Annotated in this window: 8 protein-coding genes; 2 read left to right on the plus strand and 6 right to left on the minus strand. The window is 44.6% G+C overall.

The window, feature by feature from the left end; translation table 11 throughout:
- Position 1: 1 nt before the first annotated feature.
- Together FE296_RS29890 and FE296_RS29895 are read right to left on the minus strand one after the other, a co-directional pair.
- The gene (locus FE296_RS29890) at positions 2 to 3241 is read right to left on the minus strand and encodes a bifunctional cytochrome P450/NADPH--P450 reductase (protein WP_150367396.1); all 3240 of its coding nucleotides are present in this window, start codon (positions 3239 to 3241) and stop codon (positions 2 to 4) included.
- Between the two features lie 298 nt (positions 3242 to 3539).
- Entirely contained in the window at positions 3540 to 4460 is a 921-nt protein-coding gene (locus FE296_RS29895) for an NAD(P)/FAD-dependent oxidoreductase (RefSeq protein WP_150367714.1), read from the minus strand.
- A 462-nt stretch (positions 4461 to 4922) separates the two neighbouring features.
- On the opposite strand from FE296_RS29895, the gene cyoE reads away from it, so the two are divergent.
- Positions 4923 to 5852 carry a heme o synthase gene (gene cyoE / locus FE296_RS29900; RefSeq protein ID WP_036608378.1) on the plus strand — a complete coding sequence of 310 codons (930 nt, stop codon included), beginning with the start codon at positions 4923 to 4925 and terminating at the stop codon, positions 5850 to 5852.
- Between the two features lie 115 nt (positions 5853 to 5967).
- Here the strand turns inward: cyoE and FE296_RS29905 are convergent, their stop codons facing one another.
- The 3 genes from FE296_RS29905 to FE296_RS29915 all read right to left on the minus strand — a co-directional run bounded on the left by FE296_RS29905 (position 5968) and on the right by FE296_RS29915 (position 11319).
- Entirely contained in the window at positions 5968 to 7737 is a 1770-nt protein-coding gene (locus tag FE296_RS29905; RefSeq protein WP_150367397.1) for an ABC transporter ATP-binding protein, read from the minus strand.
- Positions 7734 to 9479: an ABC transporter ATP-binding protein gene (locus tag FE296_RS29910; RefSeq protein WP_150367398.1), complete on the minus strand. Its 1746-nt coding sequence runs from the start codon at positions 9477 to 9479 to the stop codon at positions 7734 to 7736. Before FE296_RS29910 ends, FE296_RS29905 begins: the two co-directional genes overlap by 4 nt.
- A 604-nt stretch (positions 9480 to 10083) precedes the next feature.
- On the minus strand, positions 10084 to 11319 hold the full coding sequence (locus tag FE296_RS29915; RefSeq protein WP_150367399.1) for an MDR family MFS transporter: 1236 nt from the start codon (positions 11317 to 11319) through the stop codon (positions 10084 to 10086).
- A gap of 329 nt (positions 11320 to 11648) precedes the next feature.
- Between FE296_RS29915 and FE296_RS29920 the strand changes: the two genes are divergently transcribed.
- Positions 11649 to 13415: an ABC transporter substrate-binding protein gene (locus tag FE296_RS29920; RefSeq protein ID WP_150367400.1), complete on the plus strand. Its 1767-nt coding sequence runs from the start codon at positions 11649 to 11651 to the stop codon at positions 13413 to 13415.
- An 80-nt stretch (positions 13416 to 13495) separates the two neighbouring features.
- Here the strand turns inward: FE296_RS29920 and FE296_RS29925 are convergent, their stop codons facing one another.
- Positions 13496 to 16123 (minus strand): PAS domain S-box protein, encoded by a 2628-nt coding sequence (locus FE296_RS29925; RefSeq protein ID WP_190945638.1) that lies wholly within the window; start codon positions 16121 to 16123, stop codon positions 13496 to 13498.
- Positions 16124 to 16164: the final 41 nt, after the last annotated feature.

The following is a 16164-nucleotide window of genomic DNA, read 5'->3' on the forward strand; positions in this document are numbered from 1 at the left end:
TTTAATAGATACGTTGAGAGGATTCAACCGTTCGTTTACCTGCCCACACGTCTTGCACGTAGCGTCCTTCGGCCTGAAGCTGAATAATCCAGTTTTTAGCTTGCTGTATCGTTGCTCCCTGCACCTCCTGATATAATTGCTGTAAAGTCTCTTCTACCGCAGGAGCCATCTGGCTTCCATCCCCGCATACGTAGAGTTTTCCTTTGTTCATCAGCATGTGAATCAACTGTTCGGAATCCTCCTTCATCAGATGCTGTACATACGTTTTGGGCTTGCCATCCGCACGAGAAAAAGCAGTGTGTAGCTTAACAATCCCTTCCCGTTCGAAATGCTCAAGCTCCTGACGATATATGAAATCTGAATCATTCCTGCACCCAAAGAACAAATGCGCTTCACTCAGTGGCAAACCTCTCTGTTTCATGACCGATCTCGCCTGGAGGAAACCTCTGAACGGTGCGACCCCCGTCCCCGGTCCCACCATGATCATGGGTACGTCAGTCTCTTTCGGCAAATAAAATTCGGATTCCGGCGTACGTACAAACATCAGAATACGTTCTCCGGATGGACAACCGGCAAGGTAAGATGAAGTAACTCCCTGGTATTCGCCTTTGCCACTCCATGCAGGCTCTCTTACTACCGATACCGTTATGCTCGCTTGCTCGGTATTCAGGCTTGGCGAGCTGGATATTGAATAATATCTGGGCTTAAGCGGAGGCAATAGTTCAAGGAACCTTTCGAATGGCAGCTCACACGCCTCATACTTTTCTAGCAGATCCAACATCGTGATTCGATTGGCAAGAATATAATCCTTGTAGCTGTTTTCATCCAACATGCCTTCCAGTTCACGCTTATGAGGTGGACATACCGTATGATTAGCTAACTCCTGCAGCTGTGTTCTGGAAACCGGTGTCTGCAATTCCACACAATGAGCGAGCAGCTCATGAATCTTGACGGGTCTGTTCAGTGGTAGGTGTGTAAGATGGCTGACGTCCGAAGTTAATTGGATCGGAGTATCCCCACGTAGTCCGAACCGACTGAGTATCCGATCCACATTCTGCTTCTGATTGCTTGGCAACACACCGAGATGGTCGCCTTCTCTATAACTTATGCCTTCAGGCAGTAACACTTCAATGTGACGCGTGCTTCTTCCACTTCCCAGCGCCTGAAGCTCTTCATTGACTACAATCGTGGCATAGCTGGCATCAAAAGTTCGTGCAAGTGGCATATCCATTTCCTCACTTACAAACTCCATTTGAAGTCTGCTTGTGCTTGGCTTGGAGGATTTGATTGCTTCCTCGTTAATCCCCAAGACACTCAACACCTGAGGCCACAACATAAGCTGCCACGCCTCAACTTGTTTCTCCATATCACCTCCGGCATCGGCTTCACAGCGGGATAACAGTCTTTTACCTCCCAATTCTTCAAGCTTCTCATCTATCAATCGAGGAATACTCTGGTACGTTCCCGACCAGCTCCGATCTCCACAGCCCAGAACTGCATAGTTTACATCCCTTGCTTCCTCTGTCTCTGCTCCCTTCAACCAGTCTACAAATGTCGTAGCATTTTGCGGAGGTTTACCGTTATACGAAGCAGTGACGATGAGAACGACACCTTGGCGAGGTATGCGACCAACCCACTCATTCAGAGTGGCTGCTTCACTTGGGATTCCATACAAACGCCCTTTCTCCACAAGCTCTCGGGCAATGCCTTCTGCCGTTCCCAGATTGGAACCATATAACACCATGAGCGAAGGGTTACCATCTGCTTCAACGGCCAGGATTTCTCCCCTCCGGCTGTCACTTGCTATATTTTTATGAACAACAGGAGCAGGTTTCTCTTCCACGGATACTTTAGACTTATTCATCTTTTGTGACACCTTGCGCTCTTTCACCTGGATCCGGAAGTCTCCCGGCTTCAATGTCAGTGTCTGTTTGACATCCAACTCATAGTTGCTATAATCGATCAGCTCAAAATGTTTGAGGACCATGCCAAGCACAAGTGTTGCTTCATATAAAGCAAACTGCATGCCGATACACGCTCTCTCCCCATTACCAAAAGGTTTATACGCATGATGAGGCACTTTCGCCGTATCTTCAAATCGCTCCGGACGGAAAAGCTCCGCATCCTCTCCCCATGCCTCTCTATCACGGTGTAGCTGAGGCAGGAGAATACTGCAGCTTTCCCCTTTCTTCAAGGGATATTTGCCACCTATGACGGTGTCTTCTTTGGCATATAAGTCAAATCCCGGAGCGGTTGGCCAGAGACGTAACGATTCACTTAGAATCATGCGAATATAGGAAAGCTGAAGAATTTCCTCGTACTGTGGTGATTCACTGACCAATATGTGATCCACCTCATCATACGCCTTTTGAAGCGATTTCGGATTTTTCAGTAGAAAGTAAAGAGCAAAAGATAATAGACCACTTGTCGTTTCATGTCCGGCAATGAGAAACGTAATAATCTGATAACGAATGTTCTCATCATCCAGCATTTCGCCAGTCTCCGGATCTTTACCATTCAGCATACGTGCGAGCAAGTCGATCTCTCCAGGTGCTGAACTCGCTTTACGTTCCTCTATAATCTGATCTACCAGAGAGAACATCGTCTGAATATCCTCATGGAACTGTCGTTTGGTTTTCACCATAAGCAGATTCTGAATTTTCAAACGTGAACTCTTCTGCATAGCTTCATTTAATGCCCGAACCATACTTTCAATAAAAGGGCTGTGGTCCTGTCTGTAAAAACTGTTAAACCGATAATTGAATCCACATAGTCCAATGGTATCCAACGTAAGGCGTGTCATATCATCGGCAACATCAATCGTATCGTTGGAATTGAGGCGTACCCATTTGTTGATCAACTGTTCGGCAATATCAACCATCATGGGATGATAACCTTTCATGGCCTGTTTGCTGAAGGTGGGCAGCAGAATGTTATGGGCCTTTTTCCAATTGGGCTCCGATGTTCTGCTTGTAAATAAACCATCGCCTCCAAAGGCACGTACATTTTCGAGTTCATTGTATACATATTTGTCAAAACGGGACACATCGCACAACTCAGCGACAAGATCTGGCCCAGATACGATTAAACCGGAATAACCGGGAACGGTAAGTCGATATATTGGACCATGCTGTTCAGCCAGAACACCTAACGACAACGTTGGTTTATCTTTATCTATCAAAGGCAGATTGCCAAGTGGTCCATACATTTTGGGTTGTGGAATGTAAGTTGCATCACTCATGATGATCACCTCTTAACTGTACACCGTGGAGCAAGGTATTCGTTAGCCATATGATGGCTGCTCTGCTTTCATTCATAAGTGATCTCTCCTTTAATGATTTTATAATTGATAGTAATATCTATCATTTAATAATATAATAAATCAATTTTAACTTGATATCAAATTTTCTTCCGAGTGCATTCCCTCTCATTGGGATCGTTCAACGTTAGGCTGAAAACAACAAGTAGAGGATTGCATATGCAATCCCCTACTGTATGAACCAATGACGCTTTGATTCTATGACGCTTTTTAATGTATTCTAACGATGACTTGGCTCATCCCACTTCTCGAAATTCAATTCATTATTAATGCTTACCGCAGACAATGCCCCCAGAGACGCAGCTGTGATTGCCTGATACAACTCGGATGCTGCATCACCAGCACTGTATACACCCGCTACGGATGTTTTGCCGGTAGCATCAACGATAACCGTTCCTGACTCTGTAATTTCACAACCGATGGTCTTCGGCAGTTCTGATCCGGTAAACAGTTTCGGTTGGAAGAAAACTCCTGTGCATGGAATCGCTGTACCGTCATTTAGTACAACTTGCTGTACCATCCCTTCTTCAGAGTTAATGGATTGAATCGGTGCATCGAATACAGTAACATGATGCTGCTTAAGCTCTTCACGCTGCTCATCAGTTAAGGAATCTGATCCATTCGTACAGATCGTATAACGTTCTGTCCAGCCGGATATGACTTTTGCCATATGTAATGCCTTATCTCCACTAACGATGATGACCAGCGATTGGTCTCTTAACTCCCATCCATCACAATATGGACACACAAACGCACTTTTACCGTAAATCTCTGTTAATCCGTTAATATCCAAGGGAAGGTCTTTCTTACCTACCGCAAACAAAATCTTTTTCGTGCGATAACTTGCCCCCTGAGTAGTCTTTATTACAAAATCACCATCGTTACCTGTTATCGCTGTTGCCGTATCGGATGCAAATTGAACTGAGGGATACGCTGCAATCTGTTCTTTGGCTGCTTTGCGGAATTCGCGTGGACTAGCCCCATCTCTCGTCACAAACCCATGAGTCTCCCTTGTTACCCAGTTTCGCGGTGTCTCATCATCGATGACCACAACGTTCTTACGGGCCCTGCCGAGTACTAGGGCTGCATTAAGCCCCGCTGGTCCTCCACCAATAATAAGTACATCCAAGAGTTGATTCATATCACTCATATTATTCACCCTTTCCAGACATTTAATATCTCTAATTAAGTTTTAAAAATAACCTCCGCTTTCTCTTAAGAAAGTAATATCGGAGAATTACAGGAACACATTCAAACAAGACTATTAAAGATATCTTATATCTACAATAAACAAAATCTGACCATTTTGCAACATATAACTTTAACTCCCCTCTTCAGTCCAGCCTGTGTGAGTTGAATAAAAGATTATTTACACTTACACTACAATGACAGAGCAAACTTTAAATTACTGTTATACCCGGATTTTTGGATTCTCTCCTGTAACACAGAAATTATTATTTAACAATTAAAAACAACCTTGTTTTTAAATTGTTCACAATCAAATGACATTATTTTAAATACTAAAACGTTAATTAAATCACATAGTGTATTGAATGGTATAATAGCGACATAATATATAAGTATAGATATAGGAAGTGAGTTCTTGAAAACATTGAATAATGGTTCACAGACCAATATCAGCCTGGAGTATAGCTCGATTCCGAAAGTATTCTTCGATACGATCAAAATCGGAATCATCAAGTCCAACCTGATCGCCATGTTTGCGGGTTTAAGTTTGGCTTTATATGTATTTGATGCTTCAATCTTAGCTAATATTGTACCAATCATCCTTTCCTTTATTGGGTCTTCTCTCATTATTGGAGCTGCAGGGGTGTTTAACAACTTGTATGATCGTGATATCGATGCGATCATGGAACGTACGAAGAAACGTCCTACCGTTACGGGACGCGTAGATACCAAGTCGGGTCTAATTCTCGGTATTGCAATTACCATCATCGGGGGCATCATGTTGTACATCGCTTCCCCATCCGCTGCTGTATTTGGTATTTTGGGTCTGTTGCTTTACGTGTTCCCTTACACGATGTGGACCAAACGTACAACGATCTACAACACGGAAGTGGGAAGTCTTTCGGGTGCTGTGCCTCCACTCATCGGTTGGGCAGCCATTTCACCGGAACTGGGTCATTTCGAGATCTGGGCATTGGTCGTTACGATGCTCTTATGGCAAATGCCTCACTTCTACGGGATTGCGATTCGTCGTTTTGACGAATACAAAGCTGCTGGTGTTCCCATGCTACCCGTTGTTAAAGGTATTAGACGGACATACATTCAGACAAATGTGTATCTGGTACTGTTACTCATCTCCAGCTTTTTATTCTGGCCGATGAGCCCTTTTGTCGCTATTGTGGCATTTCTGGTTAGCTTGGCTTGGCTCATTCTTAGTGTGGCTACCTTTGATAAGAAAGAAACAGAGAAATGGTCCAAACGGATGTTTATCTTCTCCATTAACCATATCACTATTATCTTCCTGGTCATCATTGCGTATTCCTTGATTGCTCAAATGATGAGATAAAAATAGTCCATCTTTCCACTCGTTATAACGATAAAAGCCTTACAGACTGTACTCTTTCAAGGAGTCGTCTGTAAGGCTTTTTTGCTTTCTTATTATCTTTTCTAAATTTTTAAAGCTATCCGACTTTGGCTGGGGTTTGCTCCCCTTGCCACAGTAACTGCATCTCTTCATTGGTGGCAAGCAATTCGGCCAAGCTTCCCTCGGCTTCAATGCATCCATCTTTCATCACGATAATGTGATCTGCTTTGGAAAGTGCTGCCCTGCGGTGAGAAACTGCGATGCAGGTGACATCCGGCTCTTGGAACAGCCCTTCCCATACTTGTTGTTCTGTCTCCACATCCAGTGCACTGGACAGGTCATCAAAGATAAACAGGTCCGCCTCCGTCATTAACATGCGTCCTGTGGCCGCGCGCTGAATCTGCCCTCCTGACAGCATCACCCCTCTGGGACCAACCGGGGTCTCAAGCCCCTGATCCAGATGTTTGATATCCTTCTCCATCACAGCCAGACGAATGGCTTTTTCAAGGGCTTTCTCGGTGTTACCCTGTTTGCCCTGGACGATATTTTCTTTCAACGTATCACTAAATAGTCTTGGCACTTGCGGGGTATACGCTGCTCTAGGCGGCATCAGGAACGTTGCTGGATCAACAGCTGCTCCATTCCAGTGAATGTCCCCTTTTTGCTTGGGTAGCAGTCCAAGAAGTGTGCGTACAAGTGTTGATTTACCTGACCCGATCCGTCCCGTAATAACAAGAAATTGTCCGCGTTTCAGACGGAAACTGATCTCTTCTATGCCATTTGCAGAATTCGGATATTGATAAGTCAGCTTATTCACCTCAAGAGATTGCAACTTCTCATTAGGGTCCCTCTGTTCACTTACAAGCTCCGGCGGATCTTCATACAGATAGATTTCCCTCGAATCCATGATCTGATCTTCTTCCCCTGGACGGAATAGCTTACGCATACGATCATAGGATACCTTGAGCCTTTTGTGCTGAAACACCATATAACCAAACAGTGAAATGCTAAATCCGATATTGGCCAGATAACTGGTGAATAAGGCAAAATCACCTACGGTAAAATTCCCTGCTTTCATCTCGGCTGCACACATCAGTAGAATCAGTCCAGTACAAATACTTAACACATGCTGATTCATTGATCTCATCCACTGCTTAAACAGATTATCCCGGAGTGCAGCCTGACGACGATCCTCATTCAACTGGTTAAAACGTGAAGAGACATTCTCTTCGGCCTGACCCAGTTTCAGGGCTTGCACTGCTCCAAATGTTTCCGCAATAAAACTGGTAATTCGCCCAGTCGCTTCACGATTAACCTGTGCATACTTCCGGGCCCGATTTCCGGACAGGTTATTAAGTAAGGTCACGACCACCAATGGCAGCACGGCAACCAATGTGATCTGCCAATTAATGTTCGCCATAATGACGATGGACACAACAGCAAATACAAGTCGTCCCCAGAAGTCCACCCATGATTCTACATACTCGACGACTTCATCGACATCATCCCGAAAGCGACTCATCGCCTCCCCTGGTGAAGCCGGAAGATTACGCCCAGGCCAGCGCATGATCGCTGCGAGCATGTTGGTTCGCAAAATCGCCTGAACATGATACAGATACGTAACCCATGCATAGAAGGCTACAAAAAATGTGCCCACCCGTGCCATTCGGACCAAAGCAATAAAGATAAGCGGCACAGCAAGCCACATGTAGTCATTTGACCCCACTGTTGTGCGATCAAAAAACCATTGCATTCCAATACCAATGGCTAGCGGCAAGGAGTGAAATATACACCATAACAATCCGTTGATTACAAATAACAAAAGCCTGAATCGAAACAAACGGCCTATAAATCCTGCTACAGTCATGCCAATTCCTCCTCTCGGCCTGTAATGAGCAGTCTGGCATAGTGAGATGCCGGGTTACTGGCAAGTTCTTCTCTCGCTCCAAACTCCAGTACCTTCCCATCACCTAGCACCATAATCCGGTCCACTTTCTCCAGCGTAGCTAGTCGGTGAGCAATAATGACTCCTGTGGATTGTTTCATTAACTGGTCAATCGCAGATTGAAGCATACCTTCGGTCGCAGCATCCAGACGTGACGAAGGCTCATCCAGAATAACCAGACTCGGTTCGGTCAGGAATACGCGGGTTAAGGCAAATAACTGTGCTTCCCCTGCCGACAATGAAGCTCCACCTGCTGCCAGATACGTATCGAGTCCTTCTGGTCGTGAATTAATCCATTGGCTAAGTCCAAGGCGATCCGTCGTCTCATTGATCATCTGATCGGATACATCCCCATTGAACAGGGTCAAATTGTCACGCAGCGTGCCATCAAACAATTGCACATCCTGTGTCACCATGCCAACGCGGCGATAGAGCGCTTGTAAAGAAAGCTTTGTGATATCCGTTCCACCTACACGGATCGTGCCCCGATCCAGATTGTAAAGCCGGAGAAGAACACGACTAAGACTCGATTTACCGCTACCTGTGCGACCGATGATTCCCAGACGTTCTCCAGGTTTAATAGCAAAAGTAATGTCCTGCAATACCGGTTTATCCTGGTTATAACTGAAGTGCACCTGACTGAATTCCAGACCAAGAGGTCCTTCCGGCAATTGCTCTTCTGTACCCTCTTCAATCACACTCTGCATGGACAACAGCTCTCTGGAGCGCAGCATGCCTGATTTTGCTTTTTGGAACTCCTGCACCTGATCTCCAAGCATCTCAATCGGATCATTCAGCATCTGCGTATATTGGTAGATCAGAAATAACGTTCCGATACTAATTAGACCTTCCATATAGTAATGCACACCCAGTAAAAGCACCGCAGTGACCGCCAGTGCGAACAGAACTACTGTGGTATTCCACGGAATAACCCGTAGCAGCCAGGCTTTTCTCCCCTTACGGAACACCGTGCGCATCGTGCGGTAAAAACGGTTCATCACATAGGGCACATGACCATTTGCTTGCACATCTTCAATCCCGGCAATGCGCTCTTCAATTAATCCGAACAGAGAGGCACTTGCCGCCCGTTCATTTTTGGAAGAGTCCACGCCCAGATTTCGGATGAAGACCATGAACAGGATCGATAATAATGTGAACACGGTCATCACCAAAGCAATGGGCACATTGACACTGAACATGAATCCGAGAATTCCGGCCAGCAGCACAAAACTCCCGATCACTTGCACAATGAACATCGCGAAAAAATTGGAGATGCTCGTTACGTCACCATCCACACGTTCAATCATCTCTCCAGGTGTTTTCACATTATGAAAACGCATATCAAGACGCAGGCAGTGCTTCAGCAGATCTCCGCGCAGTTGATTCGTGGCCCGCCAGGCCACGTCGTTCCCCAAATAACTGACCGCTACCGTAATGAGTTGATTAAACACGGCTACAACCAGAAATATTCCTGCAAGCTGAACAAGATTGGTGAGGACTCCCCCACTTGCTGCTGTATCAATAAATCGTTTAATGATCTGTGGATTCAAAAGCTGAAGCCCCGTTGATGTGAGCAACATGATTAAAAGTAAGGCCAGCCGTCCTTTAACGGGTTTCAGATAACGCAGCAGCCATGACATGGAGCGTTTCTCTGTTTTGGGCACAGGTCCCACCTCTTTATCAGTTTATTTAATTGTTCTTTCCTGTTCATATTTGTTGATAATCTTAACGACAGCAAATTTACGATCACTAGGATGAGTCATACATAATGACATTAAAATCGGGATTTCCCGCCCATAATTGATATGTAGAACGTAAGTTGACCATTGTACACTCTCCTTTTTAACAAGTTTGTTTTTTTATAAAATAACGCTCCAAACGCTCCTTTCCATGTGAACAAATTAGGTGGAATGCATGCAAAAAAGCCATAGATGAACTAATGTTCATCTACAGCTTGTAGCCAAAAGAGATCGAATGAAATGCAAAGCATTTCCCTTATCTCCTCTGCATCGCAATAATGATGAGCGTCCACGACAGAGGTGCACAAACATGACTGTCCCAACGCGATCATTGCAAAAAAATTGGATTAATGTCACTATGCTCATGCGTATTCAGTTATCGATTCGAAATCTGTATAGGCATAAACATAATCATCATCCCACCCGTTTCACATATTTGTTGTTTATTGTATTCGCTGGACTAACATCCGTCAAGATAATTTTAACTGAATTGTTATTTAATTCATGGCATTAATCTTTTTAATTCTCGCTACATACTTAATGATGTAGGCTCTGTTTGCTTCTCTCTAACAACAAGACGTCTATGTGCGATCAGAAGAAAAGGTACTCCCAGAGCAGTCGTCAGCGCAATCGGTAGAAAGACAGCGAGCCCATTCTCCGCTCCAAATTGACTTAACAACACCCCTCCCATGACAGGAGCAATGACACTACCGATATTATTGAATCCGATGGTACCGAAATACGTCCCTTTCCATTCCGGCTTCGCAATCCGGTCGATGAGCATATCCATCATCGTGAACAACAATACTTCCCCAATGGTAAATAGTATGACACTCATCATCATCATGAGTACACCTTCAGCGATTCCAACCATCATCAGACTGGTTGCCACCAGCAGGTTACCCACAATCAGAGGGACAAGCGGTGGAAAGTTTCGGAAGGTTCGCACAAGAGGATACTGAATAATCAGTACCGTCACGGCATTCAGGGAAAGCATGTACGAGAACATCTGACTTCCATTCTCAAAGATCGGACTCCTTGCCAAGTACTGTGCCAACGTAGAACTGAAGTGTCCGTAACCCAGCACACAAAATGTGGTGCCGATTAATACCGGCAGAAATACCCGGTCGCGACCGGTGGTCATAAGTGCTTCACGCAAACGTGGTGCAGTTGCCTGATGACGCTCTGGCAGATTGGCATGCTGTAGCTTGAATTGCAGAAATAATACAAGTCCATAGGCTATGTATACCAAGCCGGAAATCACAAACGGAAACGTCGATTCAGATGATCCCAGCTGAAATCCGATAATTGGCCCAAAGACCACACCGAGATTAATTGCAGCATATCTGAGGTTAAACACCAGCAATTTGTTCTCCGGAGAAGTAATATCCGATAACAGCGCTCTGGAGGTAGGCTCAAATACTGCGCGGCATAATCCGTTTAACGTATTGGCAACAAAGAACACCCACAGATGCTCTGCTGCTGAAAAGATAAAAAACACACCTGCCCAGCTAAATACCGAGATTAACATCACGATTTTGCGCCCGATCCGGTCCGAAATATAACCTCCATAAAAGCTGACCATTACACCTGCCAACGAGCTAACGGCCACAGTAATACCGGTCTGGGTCGGAGTAGCCTCTAGTACACGTGTCAGATAGATGGATAGAAACGGGATACTCATTGACGTCACAAGACGTCCAAACATGGTTCCGACAATGATCGTCCATGCCAAGGGGTGAATTTGCCTTAAATATTGCTTCATGCGAACTTCTCCTATTCTTTCTAAGTGATTCAAAAGCGGACTTTTTGAACAACTTCTACTAATTCGTGTTCAAAAAGTTCGGTTTTCAGTACCGAGAAGATGGGATAAAGCTAGAAATGGAGTAGCGGAGCGTAGGGAAAGCTACGTGAGCAACGGACATTTCGGCTGTATTCCATATTCGATGCTGATGATGCCTTTAGGCATCTTTCGTAATCAAAAGCGGACTTTTTGAACAACTTCTACTAATGTATAATTGTAAGGATAAAAGGGGGAAGTAAAAGTGTAAACATATGATCACACTTTTCACCTTTAATAGAGGAGTCATGAACATGGATACCCTGCATACACACTTTATAAGGCTTGCTGGGGCCGAACAACTTTCATTCAAACTTCATGAACCTGTAGCGGTAACGATTGATAGCCTGTCCGCTGCCTTGTGCTGCACCCCTCGTAATGTGAAATTCATTCTCAGAAAATTGGAGGAACAAGGCTTTATCCATTGGCAACCCGGGCGTGGTCGTGGACATCATTCGGAGTTAACGATGCTGCGAAGCATGAATGAAGCGCTGGAAGTGAGTTTTACCGAACTTCTGGCTAAGGGCAAAATGAAGGATGCCATTGAACTCATCGGAACCATTCAGATGGATGATTCACTGCGAGAACAGCTCATGCTCTCCCTCCATCAACAGATGGGGTTTCACAGTCATGATGAAACTGCCTCTGGTCAGGATATCCTGCGCATCATGAGGTCACGCCAGTTAGGTGATTTGGACCCAGCCTTTGTTTATACTGCATTTGAAACCTACCTATTAAGCCAGGTCTGTAATACGTTAATTACCTATGATGCCAAGACAGAATCATTCCTGCCAGCACTGGCTCACATGTGGGAATGCAGCGAAGACCATCGCTTATGGACCTTTTATCTCCGAAAAGGTGTACGTTTCCACAACGGACGTATCATGACATCCCGGGATGTCCAAGCGACGTTGCAACGATTAATTGATGTGAATAGTCCCTCCATCTGGTTATATCGGGATATTGAACGTGCGGAAGTAGCTGGTGATTACTGCATCAAGTTTGTTCTACATCGTCCTAATAGGTTCTTCCTGCATCTGTTCAGTTGTATTCGGATGACAATCCTGCCCTACGATTACAATGTAGCCAATACATTGATAGGTACCGGTCCTTTTCAGATCTCTGAGCTGAATGAAGATGTGCTGGAGCTTACCGCTTTTGATGCGTACTACGGCATCCGGCCACATCTGGATCAAGTCCATTTCTGGTTTGTGCCTGACCTGAGTCCGAATGATCGCTATTATGAGCTACCGGGTACAGATCGATTGAGTCTCGCAACAGGCTGTGATCAGACGAACAGCATCAATTATCCGGCGCTGGGTTGTCAGTATATGCTGTTCAATTTTCACAAGGAAGGCATCCATCATCATCCCCGATTTCGACAAGCCCTGCGTATCGTCTATGATTCGGTCGCGCTTGTCCGAGATCTCGGCGGGAATCGGATCACACCGGCCAGCAGCTTCCTTCCCTGGAAAAGTGCAGCCCAAGACTGGACCATTGCTTCTCTTGAACATGCTCGTGAATTACTGCATAACTGTGGGTACCAGGGTGAGACGGTAACATTATCGTATAAGCATAATAAGGATGCCGACGTTGCGGAGTGGTTCCAACGTCGTGCAGAGTCCATCGGTCTGAACATCAGCATGCAAGCCGTTGTGGATTACTTCAACTCAGAGGAGACCACGAACGCGCAATTGATCCTCGCTGAAGAGATACTGGAGGAAGATTGGCAGTACGGCATGATTCATTTTTTCAAAAACCTGTCCAACCATTTTCATATGTGTATGTCTCCTGCATTCCAGTCTCTACTGGATGACAAACTGGATCATTTCGCAAAGCTCCATCGGGAAGACCGAACTGCGCTCCTGGATGAAGCTGAAGCCTTGCTACGTGATCACTGCTGGATCTTACATGGCTGTCACATGAACAAGCAGGCTGAACTGGATCAGAGCATCTTCGGCATGCAGATAGCAGAATTCGGTTATCTGGACATTTCCAAATTGTGGATCAAAAATCCTTAGAGATTTGTGCCAAAAAAAAGCTGCTAGCCTATTTACGATAGGCTAGCAGCTTTTTTCTCATGAATCCATTTTTAGGACACTCAGAGATTATTTTTGATATAATAGGTCTCCAGCGCTTGCATAATGGACTCGATTTTGATCGGTTTGCTGATATACGCATCCATGCCGGCCTTCAAGCAGTTTTCCATGTCTCCTCTTACCGCATTTGCAGTTACCGCAATAATGTATGGACAACTCTCGGGGTGCAAAGAATTTTTAATCGCTTTTGTGGCTTCGAATCCATTAAGCCTTGGCATATGCACATCCATAAAGACGATATCATATGAATTGTGTTTGACCGCCTCGACTGCCTCAACACCGTCCGCCACATGATCCACGAAGTGCCCTTTTTTCTCAACGATTCTGCTAAGGACGAGCTGATTCACCTCATTGTCTTCTGCAATTAAAATCCGCAAGGCTGATGTTCTGCTCTTCTTCTGCTGTTGATCCAACCTGCTGTTCTCTTCACCGTTATTTAATTTAAATTGGGCGGTGAATATAAATATTGTACCCGGTTCATCCGATTCCTCGATCCAGATCTCGCCCTGCATAAGCTCTACCAGTTTCTTACTAATGGCAAGGCCAAGACCAGTACCTTGAGGTTTGCGGGTCATAAAATTCTCCAGTTGGTAGAAAGGTTCAAATAATTGTTGTTTCCTCTCAACCGGAATCCCAATGCCCGAATCCTTTACCTGAAAATAAAGCTGTACGTTATTGCCGCACTGCTGCTTAACTCCCACTTTAACTTCTACGCCGCCTTCTGAAGTGAATTTGACGGCGTTGCCGATGATATTGATAAGTACCTGTTTGAGACGATAAGCATCACCATACACCGGAGTTGGAATAGCATCTTCTACGCACATACGAACATCCAGCTTTTTTTCACGAGCCAGTGGTTTTACGATTTGCACCGTCTCGGTTACGATTTCTACGAGATCAAAAGGATCCTCCACCAGATCGGTTTTGCCTGACTCGATTTTGGAAAAATCAAGAATATCATTAATGATGGCCAGCAAGGAATCTCCACTCTTCTGGATGATTTCAATATATTCCTTTTGTTCGCCGCTAAGTCCAGGAGTATCCAGAAGCAAATCCGTCATCCCAATTACACCGTTCATAGGTGTGCGGATTTCATGACTCATCATCGCCAAGAATTCACTTTTGGCCTTATTCATTCTCTCCGCTGTCTCTTTGGCTACCAGCAGTTTTTTCTGCTCCGTAATATCCTTCGCAATCAGGTAAAACCCGACATTGGATTTATTAATAATAATTGGAGCAAGCGTAGCCAAGACTTCTGTCTCAGATCCATCCGTGTGCCGAACAGCGTTGATCTCCTTTTCAGCCATCTCATAATCACTGCCCAGAATCAGCCACAGATTACTGGCTCCGATAAATCTGCATATGCTTGTACCAATCATTTCAGCCACGGGACAACCCGTCATTTTCACCGCTACTGGATTTGCATTCATAATATTACCATCCATGTTAAACGAGATAATGGCGTCATGATTGTATTTCTTAAGCGAAGTGTATCGCTCCACAGATTCTTGCAATTTAAATTCGATGCGTTTGCGTTCAGTGATATCCTGTAGTGTTCCGTTTAACTGGACTGGCTGACGATGCTCATCAAGCGTAATCAATCCACGCAGGTGAAGATACTTCTCATTTCCATCAGAGCCGATGTGTTTGTATTCAAAATCAAGCGGTTCACCCTGTTTTACCCCTGTAATATGTTTTTGTAAAGAGGCTATATCTTCGGCGTCCATAACATCAAAAACATCACTTATACGATATGGTTTGCAGGTGCGTTCAAGTTCAAAAATCTCAAAGATCTGATCTGATAATGTAATGTGGTCTTTGACCATATCCCATTCCCAACTACCAATTAAGGCAATACGTTCAGCCTCAGCACTGATATCCTTTTGTTTTTTTCGCTCTGATACATCTCGTCCAATTGAAAGAATCTGCTGTCCATGCTCAGCATCACCAAAGACCTTGTAAGTGGTTTCAAACCACAGATAATGCCCATCTTTATGACGGACCCTAGTATTCAACAGATTACCTTTGGTCAAGTCCATCTGTGAAATCCGTTCCAGATCTTGTGGGTGAAAATATGCATCATTATTTTGACCAATTACTTCTTCTGGCGAATAACCCAGTAAACCTTGAACTGAGGGTGAGCAGAATCGACAAACACCCTCCTGATCGGCAATATAGATGATCTCCTGAGCATGATCCGTAATAAGTTTGAACATCTCTTCAGTATGCAGAAGCTTTTGTTCAGACATTTTGCGGTCTGTAATATCAACAATGTGGCAAATAAAGTAAATAGGTTCATCCGTAATTTCGCTACGAACTAATGAAACATGCAATGACGTCCATAAGATGTCACCATTTTTATTGATGTAACGTTTTTCGTATTGATTTTCTTTTATTTTACCTTCAAATAGCTCGTAACTACAGATCATATCTTGCGGTGAATCATCCGGATGTGTAATATCCTGGTACGTGAGATCCATTAATTCATCACTTGTATAACCTAGCATGCAGCAAAAAGCAGGGTTCACTTTCATCCATTGTCCTGTTGGAGCAACGAGTGCAATTCCAATAGGTGCTTGGTTATAGATCTGCTCGAACAATTCATGATGATCGACCTTTTGAACCTGCATTGTAAGCTCTCCTTTTGGCATATAGACTCCATATAAAGATT

The organism is Paenibacillus sp. UASWS1643 (genome assembly GCF_008693195.1).
Lineage (GTDB): Bacteria > Bacillota > Bacilli > Paenibacillales > Paenibacillaceae > Paenibacillus > Paenibacillus amylolyticus_B.